Origin of the sequence: Acinetobacter lwoffii (assembly GCF_022967985.1) — a bacterium.
GTDB lineage: Bacteria > Pseudomonadota > Gammaproteobacteria > Pseudomonadales > Moraxellaceae > Acinetobacter.
In genome coordinates, this window is the sequence record NZ_JALJVC010000005.1 from 27,076 (window position 1) to 53,690 (window position 26,615).

Consider the following 26,615-nt stretch of genomic DNA (forward strand, 5'->3'; position numbering starts at 1 on the left):
AGGATAATAAGTATGGCGAGCAGTTTATTACTATTATTAGATGATATTGCTACAGTCCTGGATGATGTCGCTGTCATGAGCAAAATGGCAGCAAAAAAAACTGCAGGCGTCCTTGGTGATGATCTGGCTTTAAATGCGCAGCAAGTGACAGGTGTGCGGGCTGATCGTGAATTGCCGGTGGTCTGGAAAGTCGCCAAAGGTTCTTTTGTCAATAAACTGATTTTGGTGCCGCTGGCCTTATTAATCAGCTTTATTGCAGGCTGGCTGATTAATCCCTTGTTGGTGCTGGGTGGTTTGTTTTTGTGTTATGAAGGCGTGGAAAAAATTATTCATACCTTGCATACACCGAAGGCCAAGGATGCGGAACAGGCACGTGAGCAATTGATCCATACGGAAATGGATTTGCATCAGTTTGAAAATGAAAAAGTGAAAGGTGCCGTCCGCACCGACTTTATCCTGTCTGCTGAAATTATTGTGATTACTTTGGGAACGGTCGCCGCAGCCTCGATGCTGACCAAAGTGACTGTTTTAAGCCTGATCGCGGTGGTCATGACCATTGGTGTTTATGGTTTTGTCGCGCTGATTGTCAAGCTGGATGATATCGGTCTGCATCTGACTGAACAGCAGTCCGATTTTAAACAAAAAATAGGACGTGGCTTGTTGGCATTTGCTCCGGTCCTGATGAAAATTCTCTCCATTGTTGGAACTGCGGCGATGTTCCTGGTAGGCGGTGGAATTATTAACCATGCAATTCCTTTTATTCATCACTTTACTGAAGACAGTGTTGCTTATGTGCAGGATATTCCCAGCATTGGAAACATTGTCGGTGCCGTGACGCCGACCTTGATTAATTTCGCAGTGGGAATTTTAGCGGGTCTGCTGGTCATGTTGGTGATTAGCCTGATTAAGAAAATCTGGCCTAAATCATCAAAAGCTTAAGGTGTCGAAATATCTGGATATTGAGCAGATTAAGAAAAGGAAAAGACTATGCGTTGGAAAGGTCGTCGTGTCAGTAGCAATGTAGAAGACCGTCGCGGTGGTGGTGCCAAAGCTGGCGGAATCAGTATTGTTGGATTGATTGTGGCCTTTGTGGCCTGGAAGTTTTTCGGTGTCGATCCACAACAGGCTTATCAAACCACCAAGCAGGTCACTCAGGGGGTATCAGGTGCGGCAGAAACACGTGGCCTGGAAAATCCCACGCCAGAACAGCAGGAGTCGATTGATTTTGTTGGAACTGTATTGGCAGATACTGAAGATACCTGGAATCAGGTGTTTCAGCAGCAGTTAAATCAGCAGTATGTCCCACCGAAACTGGTGTTGTTTAACGGCATCGTGAATTCTGGTTGTGGTACGGCTCAGGCGGCGATGGGGCCTTTCTACTGCCCGACAGACCAGAAAGTGTATATCGATACGGCATTCTTTAAAGATATGCGCACTCAAATGGGCATTACTGGAGAACAGAATGCCACCGAACTTTCCCGTAATGATCAGGCGGGGGATTTTGCGCTGGCCTATGTCGTGGCCCATGAAGTGGGGCATCATATCCAGACGATTTTAGGTATTTCTTCTCAAGTACAGCAAGCACGTCAGCAAGCAAGCGAAGTGCAAAGTAATCAGCTTTCAGTGCGTCAGGAATTGCAGGCAGACTGTCTGGCCGGGGTCTGGGCGTACCATAATCATGAACGGACCCAATTTCTGGAACAGGGCGATGTGCAGGAAGCGATGGATGCCGCCCATAAAATTGGCGATGACTATTTACAGAAACGTGCTCGCGGGCAGGTGGTGCCGGACAGCTTTACTCATGGCAGCAGCGCGCAGCGGGTGCAGTGGTTTAATACCGGCTTGAAATCTGGTCAGGTTGCGAATTGTGATACCTTTAATCAAAATATTTAAATGACTTCGATAAAAAAAGGAGCAGATGCTCCTTTTTTTATTTATGCAGAAAACGTCGGAAGTTTCTTAATATCTTGATACTGACAAATAACGCAGCCAAAGCAAACAGGGCAATTGCAAAGACCGTATATTTGAGGTTGCTCATGTCATTTTGATAAAACTGCTGAATATCTTGTTTGTTATATTCTAAAGCAGTTGCTTTGCCAGTCCGGCTATCTCTGAACTGGATTTTTTCAATATAGAAGAGATTTCCCGCTTTAATTAAGTCAACGCTCTGGATTTGTCGGGTATGCGATTGATTGTCTTCATCGCTACATAAAGCGCTGTAATGCTCACAATTGATTTTGGCCACATAACCATTTCCTGCAATCAGAATAAAAATGGCATTGTCCGGTCGCTGGTTATTGGACACCAATACATACTGCTCCCCGGTTGAACTTTTTAAGGGAATGCTGGTGGCTTGCTGATAATGCTGTTCTGCTTGCAGAATTTCCTGAATTTTAGCAAAGCAGGTAAAACATAAGGACAACGTGATCAGAAAAATCACGCTGGCAAAACAGAGACGAAAAATGGTTTTGACAGTTTGATGCATGGGAGAAAAATTCAAAATAGAATGATGGGAAAGCAAAAGCCGAGTGCTGACCTGTATGTTAAATCATCATTCGAAAATACTGAAAAGAAACTTAACTCAATTCGATAAAAAACGGACTAAACTTGTTTTGCCAGAATACCTTGCTATTCAAATCTCTATTTTAACAACGCCTCTCGGCGCATAGTGCTCCATCTCGCCCGATTTTAGGAAACCGAATGGGAAATTTCTTTTTTCTTCAGCTACTCACAGTCGTATTTGCCTTGTCCATTGCTACGACGATGTTTAATAAGCGCGTTTTGGGTTTTCCGCAAGCGATCGGTGTCCCGATTGTCTCAGCAATCTTTGTTTTTATTTTGCAGTGGGGCGCCAGTTTACTGCATGGCAATCCATTCTTTAGCATCAATATTGACAATATCGAGCAGGCTGTTCGTCACGTCGATTTCTATGATTTTCTGATCAATGGGGTGATCTGTTTTATCCTGACTTCATCTGCGCTGAAGTTTAAGGTCTCAGATTTGCGTAACCACTGGCGGCCGATCAGTATTTTGGCTGGTCTGGCTTTGGTGTTCTGTGCAGTGTTCTTTGGTGTGGTGTTGTATGGTTATCAGTTCCTGATTGGTAAACATGTTGACCTGCTGGTTTTGCTCTTGCTAGGGGCGGCCTTGGGCGCCACAGATCCGATCGGCATCAAAGGCGTATTGAGTTCGGTTCGCGCACCGCATCATTTGATTGTCAAGCTTGAAGGCGAATCACTGTTTAATGATGCAATGTGTATTGCCTTATTTATGACCTTGCTCAATGTTCTGCAAGGTGAAAACTTTACGGTACTGGCAGTGCTGCAAACCTTGCTTTATGAAATTGTCGTGGCGGTGCTGATTGGTCTCGGATTCGGTTTTGCGATCTTGCGGATTTTGCGCGGTAAGCATGAAATGGAATCTCTGATTTTGACCACGGCCTTGCTGGCTTGTGGTTCCTATCTGGTGGCTTTGCTGGCACATGCTTCCGCGCCAATTGCCTGTGTGATTGGTGGTTTGATTGTTGGCAATAAATGGAAAGAAATCCTGGCAGATGCTGAAATTGGTGACGTTAATCATTTCTGGCATACGGTTGAGGGAATTATCAATTCATTCCTGTTTACCCTGATTGGTCTAGAATTGTTTATTCTGGACTTGAGTACCAGTCTGGTTCTGGGCGGAATGGTGGCTTTTGTGATTCTACATCTGGCCCGTTTTGCAGCCAACTATCTGGCCTTTGCCATGTTCCCAAAAGTCAGCAAGAAAAGCTATAACGGCAGTTTGACCATCCTGTCTTGGGGCGGAGTACGGGGCGGGATTTCTTTGGCCTTAATTCTGGCGGTCGCCAATGTTCCTCAGCTGGAAGCCTATAGCAGTATTCTGGTGGGCTATACCTTTATTGTAGTGCTATTGTCCGGTGTGGTATGTGGCTTGGGCCTGCCTGCGGTGATGAATACGTTTTATTATAATCCCAATGAAGAGACGCAGGGCTTTAAAGGCTGGTATCAACGCATGTGTCATAAAATGAATCGTAAGGGTTTTCGCTATATTGTTGGAGAAGATGCCAAAGGAAATGAGACTATTACTATCTTTCAGCCAGAAATTCTGATTGATCAGAAAGATGCAGATGGCGTTGCCACGGTGCATCATCCAGATAAAGTTCAGGAAGTAAAAAGACTGGAAAATCCGGATAATTTCTAAAGATAAAACTTAGAAGATCAAGAGACTGTTAGATTGGTTTTTATAGTGAGATGAGAGCTTGAATCAGCGTATTTCATCAGGCTTAATCACTCTCCTATAGCTTTTTTACTGGGGGTGGATTGTGATTTTTGATTTAAATAAGCTATTAATGAGATGAAAATGACCCAGACAAGTTCAGCCAGTCAGGAAATGGCAGAAATGATTTTGGCTGTGGTCAATCAGATTCCGTATGCCAAAGTCGCCACCTACGGACAGATTGCTAGACTGGCAGGTTTACCCAAACATGCGCGATTGGTCGGACGGGTATTAAGTCATCTAGATTCGGACACTGATATTCCTTGGTATCGGGTGATCAATGCCCAGGCGAAAATCAGTGTGAAGCAACTGGACGAACATGGCCAGAATATCCAGCAGCAAAAACTCATGCAGGAAGGAATTTTTCTTAAAGGTGATCGCTTGGATTTAAAACGCTATCAATGGGATGGTCTGGTCGAGATATAAAAAAAAATCCCCACTTGGTGAAAAGTGGGGATTTTAAAGATAATTTAGTTGCGAATCACCATTACTGGAATATCCGCTTGGCCGAGAATGCTTTGCGCTACGCTGCCAAGGAACAGCTTTTTGAAGCCAGTACGGCCATGAGAACCAATCACGATCAGGTCAGAATTTAAATCTTTAGCTGCTTTGACAATCTCGCTATAAATTACCTGACCCTCAAGGAGCTGTGTATCCACTTCAACACCGGCACCAGAGAATTTTGCTTTGGCTTCATCCAGCGTTTTCAGGATGGAAGTACGGGCACGTTCAATCAGGTCATTGGTTTGTGCCGCAGAGATATATTCCGCAGCGATATAAGGGTCCAGTGCCAGCACTTGAACCACTGTGACTTTACTGTTAAATGCTTTGGCAATTTCTACAGCTTTATCCACTGCAGCATACGATGTTTCTGAACCGTCAACAGGTACTAAAATATGTTCAAAAGGCATTAGAATTCTCCTAAGGGGAATTTAGAGTTATAAAATTATGACGCGTTAAACCGGGTACGAATAGTTGTTTATACTTTGATCATAGCCTGTATTGTATAAAAATAAAACCAAGTAAATCACATAGGTATAATGTCTAATAGATTAAAGAATAAAGCACCTGTTTAGAGCTATTGAACCGAGTTGTTTATTTAGCCTAAGTTAATAATTTATATGTAATTAATGTGATAGCTTAAGACAGTGATTAATCACATCGAATAGAGGTCGGGTCTAATTTTATTTGCGGTGACAGCTGTTCATAGCGATTTAAAATTGTTTGAGTTTCACCTGCATAAATTTTTTGCTGTAGCTGCTGGATTTTATGTTCTGTCACATGCAAGCGCGCACAATGTAATGCAATCTGATTTTCCCAGGTTACCGCCAGTCGTTGAGGCTGCTCATATTCCGGATAGCGCTCGATTTTCTGCTGTGCTCTGCTGAGTTGTGCCAAAGATCGTTTTTGCTGCATGCTCATCAGTTGCTGCTGATTAATCCACTGTGCCACATCACGTCTGACGCCATTATAATCTACGAAAATAGGCGAGATGATCTGGCAGGCACTCAGGCTTGAAAGGCCAATGAGTAAAATAGATATTTTGATTTTATACATCTAAAGAATCCTCGAAGAATTAAAGGGTGCTATGAATGCGTGAATTACATACTAAAAAACCTTTTTTGTTTAAAATTTAAAAGTTTATTCCGTATTTGCATAAAGACTGAGCATTTGTGTTTTAAAATGCTTGACGATAGAAGCTGAAATTACGATAATGCGCACACAGTTTACGGCTATGTAGCTCAGTTGGTTAGAGCACCGCACTCATAATGCGGGGGTCACAAGTTCAAGTCTCGTCATAGCCACCATTTTAAAAGACCAAGCTCTCAGCTTGGTCTCTTTTTTTGTCTTTTAAAAAGTACTGCAAACTATAAAAAATATTTGAAGCATCCACTAATTTTTTCAGATTTCTCAAAACATCATTTTTCCTTCTTAATGTTGGGGCTATTCTTCATTTTACTGCCGCATAAAAAAATCGTCCAAGCATTCACTTGGACGATTCTGATTTACATCATTGAAAACAGAATTTAGCTACCTGCTTTCCAGCCATTCACGATTGGATAACGACGCTCACGGCCATAAGAACGTGAACTGATACGTGGCCCAATGGCACCTTGGCGGCGCTTGTACTCATTGATATCAACTAGACGAATCACTTTTTTCACGACTTCAGCATCAAAGCCTTTGGCAATGATATCGTCTTGACTCATATCTTCTTCAATATAAGAGTACAAGATCGCATCTAGAATGTCATAGGCAGGTAAAGAGTCTTGATCGACCTGATCTGGACGCAGTTCTGCTGAAGGTGGACGGGTAATCACACGTTCCGGAATCACTGGAGTTTCTGAAATGCTGTTACGATATTTCGCCAGTTCAAACACAATGGTTTTATACACATCTTTCAGAACTGCATAACCACCGACCATATCGCCATACAGGGTGCAATAACCGACAGCTAGTTCAGATTTATTACCGGTTGCCAGCACCAGATTACCGAATTTGTTAGACAGAGCCATCAACAAGGTGCCACGTGAACGTGCTTGCAGGTTTTCCTCGGTGGCATCGACTGGAGCATTACCAAAGAATGGGAATAGCACCTGCATAAAGCCGCTTACCACAGGGTTAATTTCAGCAATACCGAAAGTCACGCCCATATTTTTGGCTTGAGCTGCTGCATCTTCTACACTGATTTGTGCAGTATAGGTATAAGGCATCATCACAGCCTGAACTTTGTCTGCGCCAAGCGCATCTACAGCAATCGCTAGGGTCAGGGCAGAGTCAATGCCGCCAGACAGTCCCAGAATCACACCTGGGAAGCCAGAACGCTGTACATAATCACGTGTAGCCATGACCAGGCTTTGATAAATCTCAGCCATGGTGTCTAAAGCAGGTGCAATTGCACATTTACTGAATTGCAGTTGTTCAGCATTAAATTCTGCAATTGCCAGATTTTCCTGGAAAGTTGGTGCCTGTAAAGCCACCTCGCCAGATTTGTTGAGCACAAAACTGGTACCGTCAAAGATCAGATCATCCTGACCACCGACCTGATTACAGTACACCAGATTGATATTCAGCTGTTTGACCAAGGCCGCCATGGTTTCAATGCGATGTTGTGGTTTACCCACTTCATATGGCGAGGCATTCAGTACCAAAGCTGTGTCGATATTCAGTTTTGCCAGTTGCTGAACAGTCGCCAAAGACCAGACATCTTCACAGATCAGTACGCCAAATTTATGTCCAAGATACTCAAATACCAGATGCTGATGACCTTCGCCAAAATAACGCTTTTCATCAAATACACCATAGTTTGGCAACACTTGTTTGTTATAAACACCCAGTACTTCGCCATCTTTCATGACAGCAGCCGAGTTATAACGCTGACCATCTTCAGTTTGATTAACAAAACCAAAGACCATGACAATATCTTTTACTTCAGTCAGCTTTTCAAAAGCAGTTTTGGTGCGTTTCACCAAGCTTGGGCGAATTAATAAGTCTTCTGCAGGATAGCCCAGCGTTGAAAGTTCAGGAAAGATAATCAGATCCGCTTTATCTTTTTTAGCCTGATTGGCCAGATCAATCATTTTTTGCGTATTTGCATCCAGATTGCCCACGTGTGGAGAGAATTGAGCAATCGCAATTTTAAAACTTTTCATTCCAAGTAAATCCTATTCCTATAGGTTGATACACTAAATTACTGATTTTTATAATTCTAATTATTCAGTTGAGTGCACTTCGATATTCAGAAAATGCCAAATGGCTTAAATAAAAAAACTTTTTATCGCATGATCATTGAATCTTAATGTGCGATGCAAAATAATCATACCGGCCTATTTTATCGAAATTTTATCGATAAGCTAGAGTTGATTTAGCAGAACAGGCATTGAGTAAAAAAAGTTATTATATAAAATTAGAAAATATGCTGATTTTTTATGCATCTAGGCTTATGTAGATTTAAAGACTGAAATCTAAATTTTGGCTTTTAAAATATGCCTTAGCTATATTGTTTGGAATTAAACTGATTAAATATCATCTGTTTATTTTTGGATTTAAAATAATATTCGGAATTTTTTTTAGAAAAATATCCCGGGCAATATCGCCTTGTTGTTCAATATTGTAGGTTGAAAATGATTTGTTGGGATTAAATTGATATTTGTACGGATTATATTTTCCCAAGCTGAGAAAATAAGCACTTTGTAAAAATGCCCCTTTTAAAAGCACATTGATCTGACATTGGTGTTGATAAATATGCGCCATCTCATGAATAAAGAGCGCTTGATAAGATAAACTCTCGCGCGAATAATCTTCTCGATAATTTAAATTGCGTACATGGATGTAGCCACTGGGGGCCATAATGACATGTTTGGATTGCCAGGGCAGGTAGGGGTGATTCATGATTTTAACGCGAGAATAATCGATCAGGTTGCCAAATACCTGTTGGGAAATTTTGATTTCACCAGGCGTTAGACTGCGGCACTTAAACTGTTCAAAACGAACCAGTCTTAAAATAAAGGGCAGAAAATACAACAGCATTCAATATACGTCCTGTTTTTAGGTGACTTAATCCGTGAATATGATTTTGATATATTCATTTTAAAACGTTTCAGGTCAATTTTTTGTAGGCTTTTGTCAGTGCTAAAAAAACCACCCGGGTGGGTGGTTTTCTTGAGTCTTTCGACGCGGTTCGAATTAACGAACGATATCGCGTTGAACTTCGCCAGTATAAAGCTGACGAGGACGACCGATCTTGTAAGGACCGCTGTGCATTTCTAACCAGTGGCTGATCCAGCCAACAGTACGTGCAAGCGCGAAGATCACAGTAAACATTTCTGTCGGGATACCAATCGCTTTAAGGATGATACCTGAGTAGAAGTCTACGTTAGGGTATAGGTTACGCTTGATGAAGTATTCGTCAGAAAGTGCGATACGTTCAAGTTCCATAGCCAGTGCAAGCTGTGGATCATTGATGCCAAGTGCACCAAGAACTTCGTCACAAGTTTCTTTCATTACTTTCGCGCGTGGATCGAAGTTTTTGTAAACTCGGTGACCAAAGCCCATCAGTTTAACTTCTTTAGTCTTCACTTTTTCCATGAAGCCAGCAACGTTTTCTACAGTGCCGATTTCGTCAAGCATCTTAAGAACAGCTTCGTTCGCTCCGCCATGAGCAGGACCCCAAAGTGCAGAGATACCCGCAGCGATACATGCATACGGGTTAGCACCAGTAGAACCAGCTAAACGTACTGTAGACGTAGACGCATTTTGTTCGTGGTCAGCATGAAGCGTGAAGATACGGTCCATTGCTTTTGCAAGAATCGGATCAACTTTGTAATCACGGTCTGCAGGAGTAGCAAACATCATGTGCAGGAAGTTTTCTGCATAACCAAGGTCGTTACGTGGGTAAACGAATGGTTGACCGATGGTGTACTTGTAGCTCCAAGCTGCCAGCGTAGGAATCTTCGCGATTAATCGAATCGCAGTGATTTCACGGTGGTTCACATCTTCGATGTCAAGGTTGTTGTGATAGAATGCAGACAACGCACCAACCACACCTACCATGATCGCCATAGGATGCGCATCACGACGGAAACCATTGTAGAAACGGCTAACTTGATCGTGAACCATTGTATGGTTACGTACTTTAGCGTCAAATTCTTCTTTTTGCTCAGCAGTTGGAAGTTCGCCATTTAACAATAAATAGCAAGTTTCCAGGTAATCAGCTTTAGTCGCCAATTGATCGATTGGGTAGCCACGGTGTAAAAGTACACCTTTGTTACCATCGATGAACGTGATTTTAGACTCGCACGCAGCTGTCGCCATAAAACCAGGATCAAAAGTAAAGTGACCTGCAGCCAACACATCTTTAACGTCGATTACATCTGGGCCCAATGTGCCGCTGTAAATTGGTAGTTCAATTTCTTTGCCATCAAGCTGTAAAACGGCTTTCTTGCCAGTTGCTTCAGACATTCAATAGATCTCCTGTCCTGGTGAATGTATATCCGCTTTGTCTATCAATCTTTTAATGCACAAAACGGACGGATCAAAAATTTGCTATAAGATTAGTGAGTACTGAAATTTTGTCAATTATACTTATGGATGAAAAATGACGGCCGCACAGCAGTTTAGTCACATTCGCTCAGTATAAAAAGTTCAGTAAAATCACAGCATCAAACCTCTATAATAAGTCAAATTGATGCAGAGGTGCAGAAAAAAATAGACTGCTTGGGGCATTTGTAAGCGTTTTTTCCTAGCAAGAAATGCGGGCGAAAATAGTGAAAGATTAAGGTGAGCATGCTTAAAACTATATAAATCTCATAACTTACATCGTTTTTGCCAAGCTGAATTTCACAGGTAGAATTATAAATAAAAGCAATTAATTGAATTTTGAATATGGTTCAATTGATTAAAAAATAGCTTAATAAATGGCCAGTTTTGCAGCAAAGGTAAGCAGTATAAAAATAAATGAATGATTTTTTGAATCTAAATGCTTCAAATCGATTGAAAAACCCATCGTGTGGTGTACTAAGTCGCTATTTAACATCAGGTTATCTGAATCACTGCGCTGCTGATGAATTGGGACAATTGGTCTGTTAAATCTAGACACTTGATTTAAATCTGAATTAAAAAGAGATTTAAATAATATTTGTGATGGAACTGTGCATCTTTAGTCTAAAACTCAAACATGATCCTGTAGGCTGAAAACCGAGTAAATTAATCATCTTAATTATTTAAAAACAATCATATAGATAGGAATTGAAAGGGTGGAATAATATATAAAGTCTGACTTATTGTTGTTAATGATTCTTATTTAATGGTTTTTTATCCAAAAAGCCAAATTCAGCCGTTTGTATTTTAATAGTTCACGTTTTATAATTCAGTGTCGTTTTGATTTTAGGCATGTATTTGCCTGAGAATGCCAGCTTTCCTTCGAATTAATTCCAACAAACTCCGGATGGAGTTTTTACTTACAGGATGCCCGCTGTGAAAAGCAACAGACCTGTCAATTTGTCCATGGGTCAAGTTTTAGAAGTAAACTTAAAATCACCCGTGGCTATTGCATCAATTCTACACCGTCTTTCAGGTGTTATCGTATTCTTACTCGTACCGGTCCTTCTATGGATTTTAGACAAGTCATTGTCTTCGCCTGAAGGTTTTGCGCAAGTTCAAGAAATCTTTAACGGTTTCATTGTTCGCTTCATTGTATGGGTATTTGTCGCCGGCATGATTTTTCACTTTATTGCGGGTGTTAAGCATTTACTTGCTGACATTGGCGTTGCTGAAGAACTAGAAAGTGGCCGTGTTGCATCTACTATCGCATTAATCTTGTCTGCAATCGGTATTGTTGCAGCATTTGTATGGATCGTACTCTAATGAAAAGCGCTACTGGTTTAACAGGTTCAGGTTCTCGCGATTGGTTTCTCCAACGTGTCAGTGCTGTAGTTCTAGCTGTTTATACCGTTGTTGTACTGGGTTGGATTCTACTGAATGGTGGTTTCAACTTTGAACAGTGGTACGGCTTTATGATGACAGTTCCAATGAAGATCATGTCTTTATTGGCGGTCTTATCTCTTGTTGCACACGCATGGATCGGCATGTGGCAGGTATTCACGGATTATGTGACTACTCGTCAAATGGGTCCTTCAGCTTCAGGTTTACGCCTTGTACTGACTTCAGCAGTGATCATTGCTGTACTTGCATATGCAATCTGGGCGATCCAGATTTTTTGGGCGAATTGATAGGAAACAATCATGGGCGCTATAAACCCTAAAGAAGATTACACAAATATTCCGCATGAAACTTTCGATGCTGTCATCGTTGGTGGTGGTGGTTCAGGTATGCGTGCGTCTTACCAACTTGCTCAAGCTGGTTTGAAAGTTGCGGTTCTGACTAAAGTATTCCCAACTCGTTCGCACACTGTTGCAGCGCAGGGTGGTATTGGTGCATCTCTTGGTAACATGCAAGAAGATAACTGGCACTACCACTTCTACGACACTGTAAAAGGTTCGGACTGGTTAGGTGACCAAGACGCAATCGAGTTCATGACTCGTGAAGCGCCTCAAGTGGTTTATGAACTTGAACACCTGGGTATGCCATTTGACCGTAATGCTGACGGTACAATTTACCAGCGTCCATTCGGTGGTCACTCAGCAAACTACGGTGAAAAAGCTGTGCCACGTGCATGCGCTGCTGCCGATCGTACCGGTCACGCACTTCTTCACACACTTTATCAAAGCAACGTGAAAATGGGCACTCAATTCTTCGTTGAATGGATTGCGCTTGACCTGATCCGTAACGAAAAAGGCGACGTTCTTGGTGTTACAGCAATTGATCAGGAAACTGGTAAAATTGCAGTATTCCAAGCAAAAGCGACTTTGTTCGCTACTGGTGGTGCTGGTCGTGTGTACCGTGCATCTACAAATGCTTATATCAACACTGGTGACGGTCTTGGTATGGCTGCTCGTGCAGGTATTCCATTACAAGATATGGAATTCTGGCAATTCCACCCAACGGGTGTTGCGGGCGCAGGCGTATTGTTGACTGAAGGTTGTCGTGGTGAAGGTGCAATCCTTCGTAACAAAGACGGCGAACCGTTCATGGAACGTTATGCACCAACTTTGAAAGACTTGGCGCCACGTGACTTCGTATCACGTTCTATGGACCAAGAGATCAAAGAAGGTCGTGGTTGTGGTCCTAAAGGCGATTACATCCTGCTTGATATGACGCACTTGGGTGCTGACACGATCATGAAACGTCTTCCATCTGTATTCGAGATTGGTAAGAAATTCGCGAACGTTGACATCACTAAAGAGCCAATTCCTGTAGTACCAACAATTCATTACCAAATGGGTGGTATTCCAACGAATATTCATGGTCAAGTGGTTGTTCCTGAGTCTCGTGAAACTGAAGCGCTTGTTGCTAACTACAATAAAGACACCGACGTTTACTCTACAAATGCCGAAGGTCGTGACTTTGCTAAGCCAGTAAAAGGCTTCTATGCAATCGGTGAGTGTTCATGTGTATCTGTACACGGTGCGAACCGTCTAGGTACGAACTCATTGCTTGACTTGGTTGTATTTGGTAAGGCTGCTGGTCAACATATCATTGAATATGTGACTAAACAGCACGATGGCGAATATGAGCCACTTCCAACAACTGTGCTTCAAGAAACTGTTGAACGTATTCGTAAACTTGACGAATCGACTACAGGTGAGAATGCTCAAGACGTTGCTGATGCAATCCGTGACATCGTTCAAGACCACGCTGGTGTATTCCGTACATCTGCGCTTCTAGACGAAGGTGTGAAGCAGATTCTTGCAATTGAACCGCGCGTACGCAATATTCACTTGAAAGACAAATCTAAAGTATTCAACACTGCACGTATTGAAGCGCTTGAAGTTGAAAACTTGTATGAAGTTGCGAAAGCAACGCTTATTTCAGCTGCTGCTCGTAAAGAATGCCGTGGTGCACATACGGTTGTAGACTTTGAAGAGTCTCCAGACCATGCTGAATACCCATATGGTCGTCGTGATGATGAGTGGATGAAGCACACTTTATGGTTCTCTGCGGATAACCGTCTAGAGTACAAGCCAGTTCGTTACCGTCCATTGTCGGTTGACGCGATTCCACCTAAACCACGTACATTCTAATCAGGAGAATTCAGATGAGTAGAGGTACTCGTACATTTCATATCTACCGCTACGATCCTGACAAGGATAAAGCACCGTACATGCAAACTTTCAAACTTGAACTGACTGATAAGCACCGTATGTTGCTTGACGCACTTCTTGCATTGAAAGTACAGGACGAGACTTTAACGTTCCGTCGTTCATGTCGTGAAGGTATTTGTGGTTCTGATGGCGTGAACATCAATGGTAAAAACGGTTTGGCGTGTCTTTGGAACCTGAACGATTTACCAAATGAAATTACTGTTCGTCCATTGCCTGGTCTTCCTGTAGTGAAAGACTTGGTGGTTGACATGAACCAGTTCTATGATCAGTACAACAAGATCCATCCATTCTTGATCAACAACCAGCCTGCGCCTCCTAAGGAACGTTTACAGTCTCCTGAAGAGCGTGAGCATCTTGATGGTCTATATGAATGTATTCTATGTGCATGCTGTTCAACTTCATGCCCGTCATTCTGGTGGAACCCGGACAAGTTCTTGGGTCCTTCAGCATTGTTGAACGCTTACCGCTTCATCATTGACTCGCGTGACACTGGAACACAAGAGCGTTTGGCTCGTCTAGACGACCCGTTCTCATTGTTCCGTTGTAAAGGCATCATGAACTGTGTATCTGTATGTCCTAAAGGCTTGAACCCAACAAAAGCAATCGGTCACATCCGTAATATGCTTTTAGATATGGCAGGCTAATAGGCTGCTCTTCGCAGTTTAGAAAAAAGCACACCTTCAGGTGTGCTTTTTTTATGCAAACTATTGGAAAAATTAAAAAATCATAAGATAAAAATAAAGATACTATACTTAAAATGTATAAAGTTGAGTGAAACAGTCAGGAAAAGGGTAAGGGCTTTGAGCGCCATATAAGAAGAACATGTGATTATTTTGGGTATTTATGATTTTTAGATGTAAAACTGACCTGAAAAATAGCAAGAACGATGTTATTATATAACGGAAATTTAAGGAGGGAGTGGATTGAAAGGTTTGCTCTCTTTTTATTTATCGGAAATGCTTAGGACTTAAGTCTACATTGAATCTATTTTTGAGATAAAGCACCATATATTAGAGTAAAATATCTGAACTGTATTTAGCCAATTTATGGAAGGTATGTGTCAAAAAAATCAATTGAAAAGTTGAGATTATGTTAGCATTTAGCCCATGACTATGTTTAAAAAATGCCACGCCAGGTACATTTTTTAAACACTGCATAATCAGGGACTGGTATATAAAGGTAGACCCGAGTCGCTTTAGAAAAAATCTTTGTTAATGCTTGCTTTTTTCTAAGTCGATTTGCAAAAAATTGCCCGGTTTCGATCGGGTATTCAATGAGTGATGATGCCGCTGAGGGGCGTTATTGTTCATTAAACATATCAAGATTTTCTTGGTGTGGTGATAACGCCTCATGGCTTATGCCTTATGGGGGACTAGTATCATATTACCAATTTGATGCTAATAATCCTGGGTTTTGCTTAAAAAGCATCCTGAAAATGTTTTTGCAATAGGAAATGGGTCCACAAATGCAAGAAGTTGCTGACGCTCTGCGTCTTGACACTGAACTTTCCGCTGATAGTGCAGCGTATATTGAAGAACTTTATGAGCAGTATCTGACTGCTCCAGACTCAGTGGGTGCTGACTGGAGAGCGTACTTCGATAAATTCCCAAAAGGTGATCAACCACACAGTAATGTACGTGAGCAATTCCTACTTTTAGGTCGCAATTCAAGCCGTATTCAGCCTATTGTTCAGTCGACAGTCAGCTCAGAGCATGAACGTCGTCAAATTGGCGTGCTACAGCTGATTGCTGCTTACCGTAACCGTGGCCACCAGAAAGCAAAACTGGATCCATTAGGTTTGGCGAAGCGTGAAATTGTGCCTGATCTAGATCTTGCTGCGCATGGTTTGACTCAGTCTGACTTAGACACAGTATTCAATACTGGTAACCTGGCGATCGGTAAAGAAGAAGCGACTTTGGCTGAAATGGTTCAGTCAATGGAAGCCACTTACTGTGGTTCAATCGGTGCTGAATACATGCACATCGTGGACACCAAAGAAAAACGTTGGATTCAACAACGTCTAGAAAGTGCACGCGGTCAATATGGCTTCAATGCTGATCAAAAGAAACATGTCCTTGAGCGTTTAACTGCGGCTGAAGGCCTAGAAAAATATCTTGGTAATAAATTCGTTGGTGCCAAACGTTTCGGCGTTGAAGGTGGTGAAGCATTCATCCCGATGGTCAACGAAATTATTCAGCGTGCAGGTTCTGTAGGCTGTAAAGAAGTTGTGATCGGTATGCCTCACCGCGGCCGTTTAAACCTTCTTGTTAACATCATGGGTAAGAACCCGGCTGACCTGTTTGGTGAGTTCGAAGGTAAATCTATTCACAAGAAAGGTTCTGGTGACGTTAAGTATCACCAAGGCTTCTCTTCAAACGTGATGACGCCAGGTGGCGAAGTTCACTTGGCATTGGCGTTTAACCCGTCACACCTTGAAATCGTTGGCCCTGTGGTTGAAGGTTCAGTACGTGCACGTCAAGTACGTCGTAAAGACATTGGCGGCGATGACGTATTGCCACTAATCGTACACGGTGATGCTGCATTTGCAGGTCAGGGCGTTAACCAGGAAACTTTCCAGATGTCACAAACTCGCGGTTATACCGTGGGTGGTACAGTGCACATTGTAATTAACAACCAGGTTGGTTTCACGACGTCTGATCCACGTGACGCACGTTCTACAGAATACTGTACTGACATCGCAAAAATGATTCAGGCACCGATCTTCCATGTGAATGGTGATGATCCTGAAGCTGTGGTGTTCATTTCACAATTGGCACATGACTTCCGTCATACCTTCCGTAAAGACGTTGTGATTGACATGTTCTGCTACCGTCGTCGTGGTCATAACGAAGCGGATGAGCCAGCTGCAACTCAACCAATGATGTATCAAGTGATTAACAAGAAAGCGACTACGCGTACGCTTTATGCGGATCAATTGGTAGAACAGGGTGTTCTTGATCGCGCAAGTGCAGATCAAATGGTTGAAAACTACCGTGCAGACCTGGAAGCGGGTAATCACGTTGCCAATGCACTGGTACTTGAACCAAACAAAAAAATGTTTGTGGATTGGACTCCTTACTTAGGTCATGAGTACACAGACGAGTGGGATACAACTTTCCCAATCGAACGTCTAAAAGAGCTTGGCAAGAAAATGCGTGAGCTTCCTGAAGGCTTCGTGATGCAGCGTCAAGTTGCAAAAGTAATTGATGACCGTCTGAAAATGCAAACGGGTGAAATGCCTCTGAACTGGGGTGCTGCTGAAACTCTGGCGTATGCAACTGTACTAGATGATGGTTACTTGCTTCGTTTAACGGGTGAAGACGTAGGTCGTGGTACTTTCTCACACCGTCATGCAAAACTGCATAATCAGGTAGATGGTTCAACTTATCTTCCACTGTGTAACCTGAAAGAAAACCAGCCGCGTACTGCAATCTATGACTCTTTGTTGTCAGAAATGGCTGTATTGGCATTTGAATATGGTTATGCGACGACTCTTCCTAAGAGTTTGATCATCTGGGAAGCACAATTCGGTGACTTCGCAAACTGTGCACAGGTTGTCATTGACCAGTTCATCTCATCTGGTGAAACCAAATGGGAGCGTGTATGTGGCTTAACTATGCTTCTTCCACACGGTTTTGAAGGTCAAGGTCCAGAACATTCATCTGCACGTTTGGAACGTTTCTTGCAGCTATGTGCTGAAGACAACATGCAAGTCATCACACCGACTACGCCTGCGCAGATTTTCCACGCATTACGTCGTCAAGCGATTCGTCCAATCCGTAAGCCATTGATTGTTACTTCGCCAAAATCTTTACTTCGTCACAAGCTTGCTGTATCTAGCCTTGAAGAGCTTGCAAACGGTACATTCCAAACCGTGATTGATGAAGTAGACAACATCAACAAGTCAGATGTAACCCGTCTGGTTCTGTGTGGTGGTAAGGTGTATTACGACCTAGTTGAAAAACGTCGTGAAAAAGAATTGAACAACACTGCAATTGTACGTATTGAACAATTATATCCATACCCAGAAAAACGCCTGGCAGAAGTGCTTGCGCAATATCCAAACGTTAAAGAACTCGTTTGGGCGCAAGAAGAACCGAAGAACCAAGGTGCTTGGTTGTTCATCGCACCGCGTCTGTATGACGATGTGATGAAAGCGGGTAAACAAGTACGTATTAGCTATGCAGGCCGTGAAGCTTCTGCTGCACCGGCATGTGGTTCACCATATTTGCATGCAAAACAACAAGCTCAGCTCATCAACGACGCGCTTGCGATCGACGCTGAATAATCCAGGAGATTCTAAGTAATGGCAACCGAAATTAAAGCACCGGTATTCCCAGAGTCAGTTGCGGACGGTACGATCGCAACTTGGCACAAACAACCAGGTGAAGCAGTGTCACGTGATGAAGTGATCTGCGATATTGAGACTGATAAAGTTGTTTTAGAAGTTGTTGCTCCTGCAGACGGTACACTTGCATCTATCATTAAAGGTGAAGGTGATACTGTTCTTTCAGCTGAAGTCATTGCACAGTTTGAAGAAGGTGCTGTTTCTGGCGCTACGCAAACTCAAGCAGTTCAGTCTGAAGAAAAAGTTGAACAAGCTGCTGCGCAAACTGAAGCGGGTAATGCACCGATCGTTGAACGTCAACAAGTACAGGACCAGGCTCCAGCAGTGCGTAAAGCATTGACTGAATCTGGTGTTGCAGCTGCTGATGTTGCAGGTACAGGCCGTGGCGGTCGCATCACGAAAGAAGATGTGGCAAATCATCAGGCGAAACCGGCAGCACCTGCAGCGCAACCATTAAGCGTTGCAGTGGGCGAGCGTATCGAAAAACGTGTTCCTATGACTCGTCTTCGTAAGCGTGTTGCTGAACGTTTACTTGCAGCAACTCAAGAAACTGCAATGTTGACTACGTTCAACGAAGTGAACATGAAACCAATCATGGAAATGCGTGCTCAATACAAAGATGCATTCGAGAAGCGTCATGGTGCGCGTCTTGGCTTCATGTCATTCTTCGTTAAAGCAGCAACTGAAGCGCTTAAACGCTATCCAGCGGTAAATGCTTCAATTGATGGTGATGACATCGTGTATCACGGTTACTATGACATCGGTGTTGCAGTTTCATCTGAACGTGGTCTAGTGGTTCCTGTACTTCGTGATACAGACCGCATGAACTATGCTGAAGTTGAAAATGGCATCCGTGCATATGCTGGCAAGGCACGTGACGGTAAGCTGGGCATCGAAGACATGACTGGCGGTACATTCACTATTACTAATGGTGGTACTTTTGGTTCATTGCTTTCTACACCAATTCTAAATACGCCACAAACTGCGATTCTGGGTATGCATAAAATCCAGGAACGTCCGATGGCGGTGAATGGTCAAGTAGAAATCTTGCCAATGATGTACCTTGCACTGTCTTATGACCACCGTTTAATCGATGGTAAAGAAGCAGTCGGTTTCCTTGTAACAATCAAAGAATTGTTAGAAGAGCCAGCGCGTCTGATCCTTGATCTGTAATTTATTCATTAAAAATCTCCCCTAACCCCTCTTTAAAAAGAGGGGAAGATCCCCCTTTGGAAAAGGGGGATTAATAAGGGGGATTAGTTGGAGATAAACATGTCTCAATTCGATTTAGTCGTAATTGGTGGTGGCCCGGGCGGCTACGAAGCAGCAATTCGTGCAGCTCAACTTGGTTTTAAAGTTGCGTGTATCGAAAAACGTATTCATAAAGGTAAACCATCTTTAGGTGGTACTTGCTTAAACGTCGGTTGTATCCCGTCTAAAGCTTTACTTGATTCTTCACATCGTTATGAAGATACAGTTCAACATCTAGATGACCATGGTATTACGACTGGTGAAGTTAAATTCGATCTTTCTAAAATGCTGGCTCGTAAAGACAAAGTTGTAGATCAATTGACTGGCGGTATCGATCAGTTACTTAAAGGTAATGGCATCGAGTGGTTAAAAGGTACGGGTAAACTGCTTGCAGGTAAAAAAGTAGAATTTGTTTCTCACGAAGGTGAAACTCAAGTTTTAGAGCCTAAATATGTTATTCTTGCGACGGGTTCTGTACCAGTAAATATTCCAGTGGCTCCTGTAGATCAAGACTTAATTGTTGATTCTACTGGCGCGCTTGAATTCCCAGAAGTACCTAAGCGTTTAGGTGTAATTGGTGCGGGCGTGATCGGTCTTGAGCTTGGTTCTGTATGGCGTCGTCTTGGTGCTGAAGTTGTTGTATTTGAAGCAATGGATGCATTCTTACCAATGGCTGATAAAGCATTGGCAAAAGACTTCCAAAAACTGTTGACTAAGCAAGGTATGGATATCCGTATCGGTGCAAAAGTTGCAGGTACTGAAATCAATGGTCGTGAAGTAACGGTTAAATATAACCAAGCTGGTGAAGACAAAACTGAAACTTTCGATAAATTGATCGTTTGTGTCGGTCGTCGCGCATATGCTGAAGGTTTATTGGCTGATGATTCAGGCATTAAATTGACTGAACGCGGTTTGGTTGAAGTCAACGATTGGTGTGCAACTTCAGTTGAAGGCGTATACGCAATTGGTGACTTGGTACGTGGTCCAATGCTTGCGCATAAAGCAATGGAAGAAGGCGTAATGGCGGTTGAGCGTATTCACGGTCATGCTGCACAAGTGAACTATGACACCATTATTTCTGTAATTTACACACATCCGGAAGCGGCGTGGGTAGGTTTAACAGAACAGCAAGCGACTGAAAAAGGTCACGAAGTTAAAACGGGTCAATTCGGTTTTGCCGTGAACGGTCGTGCTTTAGCTGCAGGTGAAGGTGCCGGTTTCGTGAAGTTTGTTGCTGATGCAAAAACGGATCGTTTACTCGGTATGCACGTGATTGGACCTGCTGCGTCTGATATCGTTCACCAAGGTATGATCGCGCTTGAGTTTGTATCTTCAGTTGAAGATCTTCAGTTGATGACTTTCGGTCACCCGACATTCTCTGAAGTGGTACATGAAGCTGCACTTGCAGTTGATGGGCGTGCGATTCACGCGATCCAACGTAAGCGTAAGTAATTCGAAAAAAGAGCGACTTAGGTCGCTCTTTTTACATTTCATGGTTGTTTTTATTGGAACAATCATCTAAAAATAAAGATAACGATTTTAAGAAATGCTGGTACTGCTTTGACGGACGTCTGGGTGCTAGTGGGTTATAACAAGGCAAAGAAGTAATAAAAGGTTATTCAATGAATTTACATGAGTATCAAGCAAAAGCGCTATTAAAAAAATATGGTATGCCTGTACAGGAAGGAATACTTGCCACCAATGCCGATGAAACGGTGCATGCTTTCGAGCAGCTTGGCGGAAAGTTCGCAGTATTGAAAGCACAGGTGCATGCGGGTGGCCGGGGTAAGGCTGGTGGGGTAAAAGTGGTAAAATCGGCTGCCGAGGCTGCTGAATATGCCAACCAGATTATTGGTTCACGCTTGGTGACTTACCAGACTGATGCCAATGGTCAGCCGGTCAATAGCATTTTGGTCTCTGAGGATGTTTATCCGGTTGAGCGCGAGCTGTACTTGGGCGCTGTAGTGGATCGCTCGACTCGCCGCATCACTTTTATGGCATCGACTGAGGGTGGTGTTGAAATTGAGAAAGTGGCCGAAGAAACTCCTGAAAAAATCATTAAAGTTGAAGTTGATCCTTTAGTTGGTCTAGTGCCATTTCAGGCGCGTGAAGTTGCTTTTGCACTTAAACTCAAAGATGGACAAATCAATCAGTTTGTTAAAGTCATGACGGCTGCTTATCAGGCATTTGTAGACAATGATTTTGCACTTTTTGAAATCAATCCGTTGTCTGTGCGTGAAAATGGCGACATTCTCTGTGTCGATGCCAAAATCGGAATTGATTCGAATGCACTATATCGTTTACCTGAAGTCGCTGCACTGCGTGATAAGTCTCAGGAAAATGAACGTGAGTTAAAAGCGTCTGAGTTTGATCTGAACTATGTGGCTTTAGAGGGTAACATTGGTTGTATGGTCAATGGTGCCGGTCTTGCCATGGCAACCATGGATATTATCAAGCTTTATGGCGGTCAACCAGCCAACTTCCTGGATGTTGGTGGTGGTGCAACCAAAGAGCGCGTGATTGAAGCCTTTAAAATTATCTTGGCAGATAATTCTGTTCAAGGTGTATTAATCAATATTTTTGGTGGAATTGTACGTTGTGACATGATTGCTGAAGCAATTATTGCAGCGGTTCAGGAAGTAAATGTGACCGTTCCCGTAGTTGTTCGCCTCGAAGGCAATAATGCGGAACTGGGCGCAAAATTACTGGATGAATCAGGTTTAAAATTGATTTCTGCACATGGTCTTGCTGATGCTGCAGAAAAAATCGTTGCTGCTGTAAAAGCTTAAGGAGTATCTAACATGAGCGTATTAGTTAATAAAGACACTAAAGTATTGGTACAGGGCTTTACAGGCAAAAACGGTACATTCCATTCTGAACAGGCTTTAGCCTACGGCACTAAAGTCGTGGGTGGTGTAACCCCGGGTAAAGGTGGTCAAACCCATTTAGAATTGCCTGTATTTAATACCATGCGTGAAGCAGTGAAAGAAACAGGTGCAGATGCTTCAGTGATTTATGTTCCGGCACCCTTTGTACTGGACTCTATTGTTGAAGCGGTTGATTCTGGCATTGAGTTAATTGTGGTAATTACTGAAGGTGTACCGACCATCGACATGCTCAAAGCCAAGCGTTATCTGGAAACCAATGGTAATGGCACACGTCTCATCGGACCAAACTGTCCGGGTATTATTACGCCGGGTGAATGTAAAATCGGGATCATGCCGGGACATATTCATCAGCCCGGTAAAATCGGGATTATTTCACGTTCAGGCACACTGACTTATGAGGCTGTGGCGCAAACTACAAAACTCGGTTTAGGTCAGTCGACCTGTATCGGTATTGGTGGTGACCCGATTCCGGGCATGAACCAGATTGACTGCTTGAAACTGTTCCAGGAAGATCCACAAACTGAAGCTATCATTATGATTGGTGAGATTGGCGGTACTGCGGAAGAAGAAGCTGCGGAATATATTCAATCGAATGTGACTAAGCCAGTTGTTGGTTATATTGCGGGTGTGACTGCACCTAAAGGCAAACGTATGGGTCACGCAGGTGCGATTATTTCAGGTGGTAAGGGCACAGCAGAAGAAAAGTTTGCTGCCTTTGAGCGTGCGGGTATGGCGTATACACGTAGTCCAGCCGAACTTGGTTCAACCATGCTGCAAGTATTAAAAGATAAAGGTTTAGTTTGATATTCACATTAGACCTTTAATAAAAAAGCTCCCAGATGGGAGCTTTTTTATATCTCAGTCTATTTTTAAGTTTTGGCTTTAAGGCTCTGAGTCATGCCGTTGATATCACCACCTTGAATACCAAGCTCACTCATCAGACTGTCAATAAGCGGTGCTTGGCTACGATAACGTAGGGCGCTATTCACCACCTGATCTGATAGAGCAACATTACCATTCTCATGATGGGCATCTGCCTGACAGGCACCGGCATGACCGCCATGTAGGCCATTCACCTGGAGAATCTTGATATCATCAATATTCTCCATTGGCTTGACACTTTCCCGGATAATTTCAGGCAAGTATTTCAGCATAGCTAAACGAATCTGCATTTCAACCTGTTCAGGTGACAGGACGTTATTGGCTTCATTGACCGCACGGGTACCTTCAGCATCGACCTGATACTGTTTTTCCATCGCTTGAGCCAGTAGGATTTTTGCATCCGCTTCGCCCTTGGCCTTCAGGCGGACTTTTTCTGCGTCAGCCTCAGCCGCAATCCGCACTGCTTCTGCATCATCTGCTGCCGCCTGTTTGCCAGCTTCAGCGGCAACTGTAATTGCAATTGCATCTTTTTCAGCATGTTCTTTGGCTGCGACCAGTTCAACTGCTTTTTGACGCTCTGCCTGCTGGATTTGACGTACGGTGATGACTTCTTCTTCCGCTTTTACCGCTTGTGCACGCGCCTGATCGGCTTGGGCTTTGGCTTCAGATTCAGCACGTGATTTTTCCGCAATGGCAATGGCGCGATCCTGTTCAGCCAGTTCAATAGTTTTCTTTTGCTCGACCTGAGCCTTTTGAATCAGCTGAGCCTTTTGAATATTTTCATTTTCAACATCACGGGCGGCCAGAATACGCTTGAGTTCAACTTCTCGTTCAGCGGCAATTTGTGCTTCTTCTGCTTCACGTTTTTTGCCGGCTTCCTGAGCGGCAATTTCAGCCAGCTGTTCAGCACGGCGAATGGCAATTTCACGTTCTTGTTGCAGCTTGGCATATTCTTCTTCACGAATAATTTGCAGGCGCGCCTGTTCAGCTTCCAGATTTTTGGTTTTGATCGCCAGATCGGTATCCTGTTCAATGTGGTTACGCTTGCGGCGACGATCTTCAATGGTTTCAGTGAGCTTGGTCAGACCTTCAGCATCAAATGCATTTTGCGGGTTGAAGTATTTAAATCCGGTCTGATCCAGTCCGGTTAGGGAAACCGTTTCAAGCTCCAGACCATTTTTATGTAAATCTTCCGAAACGACTTGCTGTACTTTTTGTACGAAATCGACGCGTTTTTCATGCAGTTCTTCCATGGCCATTTCTGCAGCCACTGCGCGCAGTGAATCAACGAACTTACCTTCCACCAGATTTTTTAGTTCATTCGGTGACATGGTTTTTTGACCAAGGGTTTGTGCTGCGGTGGCAATTGAATCTGCGGTAGGTTTGACTCGGACATAGAATTCGGCCATGACATCGACTCGCATACGGTCACGGGTAATCAGTGCCTGATCATCAGCACGGCGGACTTCAAGACGTAGGGTATTCATATTTACTGGAATGATTTCATGCAAGACAGGGAGCACGATTGCGCCTCCACCTAAAATCACTTTTTCTCCACCCCAACCGGTACGTACAAAGGAAATTTCCTTGCTTGAACGACGGTATAAACGTGCAATGATGAGACCGAAGGTCACCAGTGCTACAAAAATAATTCCCGAAATAATTAAAATATTATATAAATCAAATGTTAACATTGTTATAAAGTCTCAATTGAGTGCTAGCTAAATAAAATTAAAGTGCAATGGCTTGAAAGCCGTTCTTGGTTTTGTGGGTTAGAACTACATTCTGACCTTGATTTAGAATTTGATTGTTTTCTGGTTCAACCAGAACATAATGAGTCTGGCCATGTTGATCCCGGACTTTGGCTTGTGCGGGAGAATTCACTTTGGCATCTCCCAGAATAATGGTCGCGGTACGTCCGATGAGTTCATCGCTATGAATCGCAGAGGTTTCGTCTTGGGGCAGGAGTTTGCTGGCGGCCATGGCAAGAAAGCGCACCACAGGCATACACAGAAACAGGCAGGCCGGAGAAATCAGCCAGACACTGAAAAGTTGGCTGGTCAGGCGTTCAAATATGCCCTGAATCAATAAACCGCTCAAACCATAACTGGTCAGAAAAATAATCAGCCAGATAAATAAAGGCAGACGTCCCAGATATAACCAGTCAAATACTTTGCTGAAAACACCCGGAGATTGATCCGGACTTATTTCCGGTTGCAGGGGATCTTCAGGTAAAAACTGTTCAAAGATATGCTGAGAGCCGCCGCCAAGCAGCAATAGAATACATTCTAGTGCTGCAAACATCAGCATTAGGCTCAGGCTAATACTAAATACGATATTGGATGGATGCGTAAACAGTTCCCACATTTTTTTATCTCTATAATTATGTTTTTAGGAAAAGTATCTGAAAGTTTTTATTGATATAACGATAACAGTAATTGTTGATTTTGTATGCAAAAAAATAACAAAAAACCTTATAAACAAGGATTGAATATATTGATTATTTAATAATTATTAAACTATTAAAATTAATAATAAACTATAAGTTAAATGGATGTTTGAGCAAGTGATGTCATAGCGGCAATAGGAATTCTGAATAGCATGGCATTCTGTGTATGCTTGCCTGAGAAAGATATAGAGATACATCGACCTGAGTATCTCTAAATTTTTCTATTCAAGTCTAAAGCAGGGCAGTCTGAATCCGGACTTTCATATCTAAAGTCTGTTGCAGAATATAGTGTTGCATCCATTTGACCTGTTCGCCCATAGGATTGACCTTGACTGCAGTATTCAGGAAGTCGAGATTAGGCTGCTTGAAGAGCTGCTGTTGCAAGGTTTGCTCCAAAATCTGACTGTTGGTTGTCAAAGGTAATGCCACCAGATAGAACGCTTTAGGATAATTATAAAAGGCATATAATAAGTTAAAGGCTTTTTGATCACCTTTGAGGTTGCCAGCACCGATTTCGTAAGCTGCGTTCTGGTTGCTATAAGTAACGCCGATTAGAAATTCCCAATGACCTTCTTGCAAACGTAGACCAAACTGTAATCCGATTTGATCCGCGGTCAGCTCGTGTTGCAGATAGATATTTAAAGGCTTGCCATCATCACTGAAAGGTTCTTGCAAGACCAAAATATTTTGCTGGTGCTGATAAATATAACTAGCAAGCTGGGCCTGTTCCAGACGGGTTTTTACAGTGGCAAGATCAAAAGCGCTATAGGGCATAAACGAAGTATATCAATAGGGAGAAT

Annotated in this window: 22 protein-coding genes and 1 tRNA gene; 14 read left to right on the plus strand and 9 right to left on the minus strand. The window is 42.9% G+C overall.

Annotation, left to right across the window (positions count from 1 at the left end):
• Positions 1–12: 12 nt before the first annotated feature.
• Positions 13–939, plus strand: a complete 927-nt coding sequence (locus MWG72_RS04535; RefSeq protein ID WP_180086569.1) for a DUF808 domain-containing protein — start codon at positions 13–15, stop codon at positions 937–939.
• 48 nt (positions 940–987) lie between these two features.
• Entirely contained in the window at positions 988–1,893 is a 906-nt protein-coding gene (gene ypfJ, locus MWG72_RS04540) for a KPN_02809 family neutral zinc metallopeptidase (protein ID WP_004279421.1), read from the plus strand.
• A 37-nt stretch (positions 1,894–1,930) separates the two neighbouring features.
• On the opposite strand, the gene MWG72_RS04545 is transcribed toward ypfJ, so the two are convergent.
• Complete coding sequence (locus tag MWG72_RS04545; RefSeq protein ID WP_005107529.1) at positions 1,931–2,485, minus strand: hypothetical protein; 555 nt, start codon at positions 2,483–2,485, stop codon at positions 1,931–1,933.
• A gap of 215 nt (positions 2,486–2,700) precedes the next feature.
• Between MWG72_RS04545 and MWG72_RS04550 the strand changes: the two genes are divergently transcribed.
• Together MWG72_RS04550 and MWG72_RS04555 are read left to right on the plus strand one after the other, a co-directional pair.
• Entirely contained in the window at positions 2,701–4,200 is a 1,500-nt protein-coding gene (locus MWG72_RS04550; RefSeq protein ID WP_247143319.1) for a cation:proton antiporter, read from the plus strand.
• Positions 4,201–4,359: 159 nt separating this feature from the next.
• Complete coding sequence (locus tag MWG72_RS04555; RefSeq protein WP_247143320.1) at positions 4,360–4,701, plus strand: MGMT family protein; 342 nt, start codon at positions 4,360–4,362, stop codon at positions 4,699–4,701.
• Positions 4,702–4,745: 44 nt separating this feature from the next.
• On the opposite strand, the gene MWG72_RS04560 is transcribed toward MWG72_RS04555, so the two are convergent.
• Both MWG72_RS04560 and MWG72_RS04565 read right to left on the minus strand, forming a co-directional pair.
• The gene (locus MWG72_RS04560) at positions 4,746–5,186 is read right to left on the minus strand and encodes a universal stress protein (protein WP_004279425.1); all 441 of its coding nucleotides are present in this window, start codon (positions 5,184–5,186) and stop codon (positions 4,746–4,748) included.
• A gap of 241 nt (positions 5,187–5,427) precedes the next feature.
• Positions 5,428–5,832: a hypothetical protein gene (locus tag MWG72_RS04565; protein WP_247143321.1), complete on the minus strand. Its 405-nt coding sequence runs from the start codon at positions 5,830–5,832 to the stop codon at positions 5,428–5,430.
• Positions 5,833–6,006: 174 nt separating this feature from the next.
• Between MWG72_RS04565 and MWG72_RS04570 the strand changes: the two genes are divergently transcribed.
• Positions 6,007–6,083, plus strand: a tRNA-Met gene (locus tag MWG72_RS04570).
• A 219-nt stretch (positions 6,084–6,302) separates the two neighbouring features.
• Here MWG72_RS04570 and MWG72_RS04575 read toward each other — a convergent pair.
• The 3 genes from MWG72_RS04575 to gltA all read right to left on the minus strand — a co-directional run bounded on the left by MWG72_RS04575 (position 6,303) and on the right by gltA (position 10,236).
• On the minus strand, positions 6,303–7,928 hold the full coding sequence (locus MWG72_RS04575; RefSeq protein WP_247143322.1) for an NAD+ synthase: 1,626 nt from the start codon (positions 7,926–7,928) through the stop codon (positions 6,303–6,305).
• Between the two features lie 373 nt (positions 7,929–8,301).
• Positions 8,302–8,805, minus strand: a complete 504-nt coding sequence (locus MWG72_RS04580) for a hypothetical protein (protein ID WP_004279428.1) — start codon at positions 8,803–8,805, stop codon at positions 8,302–8,304.
• 156 nt (positions 8,806–8,961) lie between these two features.
• Complete coding sequence (gene gltA, locus MWG72_RS04585; protein ID WP_004279429.1) at positions 8,962–10,236, minus strand: citrate synthase; 1,275 nt, start codon at positions 10,234–10,236, stop codon at positions 8,962–8,964.
• A gap of 1,005 nt (positions 10,237–11,241) precedes the next feature.
• Here gltA and sdhC point away from each other — a divergent pair.
• The 9 genes from sdhC to sucD all read left to right on the plus strand — a co-directional run bounded on the left by sdhC (position 11,242) and on the right by sucD (position 23,288).
• On the plus strand, positions 11,242–11,640 hold the full coding sequence (sdhC, locus tag MWG72_RS04590) for a succinate dehydrogenase, cytochrome b556 subunit (protein WP_004279430.1): 399 nt from the start codon (positions 11,242–11,244) through the stop codon (positions 11,638–11,640).
• Positions 11,640–12,005, plus strand: a complete 366-nt coding sequence (gene sdhD / locus MWG72_RS04595; RefSeq protein WP_004279431.1) for a succinate dehydrogenase, hydrophobic membrane anchor protein — start codon at positions 11,640–11,642, stop codon at positions 12,003–12,005. Before sdhC ends, sdhD begins: the two co-directional genes overlap by 1 nt.
• Before the next feature lie 12 nt (positions 12,006–12,017).
• Positions 12,018–13,916 (plus strand): FAD-binding protein, encoded by a 1,899-nt coding sequence (locus MWG72_RS04600; protein WP_004646289.1) that lies wholly within the window; start codon positions 12,018–12,020, stop codon positions 13,914–13,916.
• A gap of 14 nt (positions 13,917–13,930) precedes the next feature.
• Entirely contained in the window at positions 13,931–14,641 is a 711-nt protein-coding gene (locus MWG72_RS04605; protein WP_004279433.1) for a succinate dehydrogenase iron-sulfur subunit, read from the plus strand.
• Between the two features lie 821 nt (positions 14,642–15,462).
• Positions 15,463–18,285, plus strand: a complete 2,823-nt coding sequence (locus tag MWG72_RS04610; RefSeq protein WP_247143323.1) for a 2-oxoglutarate dehydrogenase E1 component — start codon at positions 15,463–15,465, stop codon at positions 18,283–18,285.
• Between the two features lie 18 nt (positions 18,286–18,303).
• Positions 18,304–19,518 (plus strand): 2-oxoglutarate dehydrogenase complex dihydrolipoyllysine-residue succinyltransferase, encoded by a 1,215-nt coding sequence (gene odhB / locus MWG72_RS04615; protein WP_004279435.1) that lies wholly within the window; start codon positions 18,304–18,306, stop codon positions 19,516–19,518.
• 99 nt (positions 19,519–19,617) lie between these two features.
• The gene (gene lpdA / locus MWG72_RS04620) at positions 19,618–21,048 is read left to right on the plus strand and encodes a dihydrolipoyl dehydrogenase (RefSeq protein ID WP_004279436.1); all 1,431 of its coding nucleotides are present in this window, start codon (positions 19,618–19,620) and stop codon (positions 21,046–21,048) included.
• 170 nt (positions 21,049–21,218) lie between these two features.
• Positions 21,219–22,385 carry an ADP-forming succinate--CoA ligase subunit beta gene (gene sucC / locus MWG72_RS04625; RefSeq protein ID WP_153567074.1) on the plus strand — a complete coding sequence of 389 codons (1,167 nt, stop codon included), beginning with the start codon at positions 21,219–21,221 and terminating at the stop codon, positions 22,383–22,385.
• Positions 22,386–22,397: 12 nt separating this feature from the next.
• Positions 22,398–23,288, plus strand: coding sequence for a succinate--CoA ligase subunit alpha (sucD, locus tag MWG72_RS04630; RefSeq protein ID WP_004646291.1), 891 nt, complete (start codon positions 22,398–22,400; stop codon positions 23,286–23,288).
• 65 nt (positions 23,289–23,353) lie between these two features.
• On the opposite strand, the gene MWG72_RS04635 is transcribed toward sucD, so the two are convergent.
• The 3 genes from MWG72_RS04635 to MWG72_RS04645 all read right to left on the minus strand — a co-directional run bounded on the left by MWG72_RS04635 (position 23,354) and on the right by MWG72_RS04645 (position 26,589).
• The gene (locus tag MWG72_RS04635; protein WP_247143324.1) at positions 23,354–25,060 is read right to left on the minus strand and encodes a flotillin family protein; all 1,707 of its coding nucleotides are present in this window, start codon (positions 25,058–25,060) and stop codon (positions 23,354–23,356) included.
• Between the two features lie 37 nt (positions 25,061–25,097).
• Positions 25,098–25,733, minus strand: a complete 636-nt coding sequence (locus MWG72_RS04640) for a YqiJ family protein (protein WP_180037696.1) — start codon at positions 25,731–25,733, stop codon at positions 25,098–25,100.
• Between the two features lie 313 nt (positions 25,734–26,046).
• A complete protein-coding gene (locus tag MWG72_RS04645; protein ID WP_071850591.1) occupies positions 26,047–26,589 on the minus strand; it encodes a hypothetical protein in 543 nt (180 codons plus the stop codon).
• Between the last annotated feature and the right edge of the window lie 26 nt (positions 26,590–26,615).

What these genes read in the sequence shown, in the direction of transcription:
- gltA (WP_004279429.1), bottom strand. Translation starts at nt 10,236, where the DNA reads ATGTCTGAAGCAACTGGCAAGAAAGCCGTTTTACAGCTTGATGGCAAA.
- ypfJ (WP_004279421.1), top strand. Translation starts at nt 988, where the DNA reads ATGCGTTGGAAAGGTCGTCGTGTCAGTAGCAATGTAGAAGACCGTCGC.
- MWG72_RS04600 (WP_004646289.1), top strand. Translation starts at nt 12,018, where the DNA reads ATGGGCGCTATAAACCCTAAAGAAGATTACACAAATATTCCGCATGAA.
- MWG72_RS04535 (WP_180086569.1), top strand. Translation starts at nt 13, where the DNA reads ATGGCGAGCAGTTTATTACTATTATTAGATGATATTGCTACAGTCCTG.
- MWG72_RS04555 (WP_247143320.1), top strand. Translation starts at nt 4,360, where the DNA reads ATGACCCAGACAAGTTCAGCCAGTCAGGAAATGGCAGAAATGATTTTG.
- sucC (WP_153567074.1), top strand. Translation starts at nt 21,219, where the DNA reads ATGAATTTACATGAGTATCAAGCAAAAGCGCTATTAAAAAAATATGGT.
- sdhC (WP_004279430.1), top strand. Translation starts at nt 11,242, where the DNA reads ATGCCCGCTGTGAAAAGCAACAGACCTGTCAATTTGTCCATGGGTCAA.
- lpdA (WP_004279436.1), top strand. Translation starts at nt 19,618, where the DNA reads ATGTCTCAATTCGATTTAGTCGTAATTGGTGGTGGCCCGGGCGGCTAC.
- MWG72_RS04645 (WP_071850591.1), bottom strand. Translation starts at nt 26,589, where the DNA reads ATGCCCTATAGCGCTTTTGATCTTGCCACTGTAAAAACCCGTCTGGAA.
- MWG72_RS04550 (WP_247143319.1), top strand. Translation starts at nt 2,701, where the DNA reads ATGGGAAATTTCTTTTTTCTTCAGCTACTCACAGTCGTATTTGCCTTG.
- sucD (WP_004646291.1), top strand. Translation starts at nt 22,398, where the DNA reads ATGAGCGTATTAGTTAATAAAGACACTAAAGTATTGGTACAGGGCTTT.
- MWG72_RS04560 (WP_004279425.1), bottom strand. Translation starts at nt 5,186, where the DNA reads ATGCCTTTTGAACATATTTTAGTACCTGTTGACGGTTCAGAAACATCG.
- MWG72_RS04580 (WP_004279428.1), bottom strand. Translation starts at nt 8,805, where the DNA reads ATGCTGTTGTATTTTCTGCCCTTTATTTTAAGACTGGTTCGTTTTGAA.
- MWG72_RS04635 (WP_247143324.1), bottom strand. Translation starts at nt 25,060, where the DNA reads ATGTTAACATTTGATTTATATAATATTTTAATTATTTCGGGAATTATT.
- MWG72_RS04565 (WP_247143321.1), bottom strand. Translation starts at nt 5,832, where the DNA reads ATGTATAAAATCAAAATATCTATTTTACTCATTGGCCTTTCAAGCCTG.
- MWG72_RS04610 (WP_247143323.1), top strand. Translation starts at nt 15,463, where the DNA reads ATGCAAGAAGTTGCTGACGCTCTGCGTCTTGACACTGAACTTTCCGCT.
- MWG72_RS04640 (WP_180037696.1), bottom strand. Translation starts at nt 25,733, where the DNA reads ATGTGGGAACTGTTTACGCATCCATCCAATATCGTATTTAGTATTAGC.
- sdhD (WP_004279431.1), top strand. Translation starts at nt 11,640, where the DNA reads ATGAAAAGCGCTACTGGTTTAACAGGTTCAGGTTCTCGCGATTGGTTT.
- MWG72_RS04605 (WP_004279433.1), top strand. Translation starts at nt 13,931, where the DNA reads ATGAGTAGAGGTACTCGTACATTTCATATCTACCGCTACGATCCTGAC.
- odhB (WP_004279435.1), top strand. Translation starts at nt 18,304, where the DNA reads ATGGCAACCGAAATTAAAGCACCGGTATTCCCAGAGTCAGTTGCGGAC.
- MWG72_RS04575 (WP_247143322.1), bottom strand. Translation starts at nt 7,928, where the DNA reads ATGAAAAGTTTTAAAATTGCGATTGCTCAATTCTCTCCACACGTGGGC.
- MWG72_RS04545 (WP_005107529.1), bottom strand. Translation starts at nt 2,485, where the DNA reads ATGCATCAAACTGTCAAAACCATTTTTCGTCTCTGTTTTGCCAGCGTG.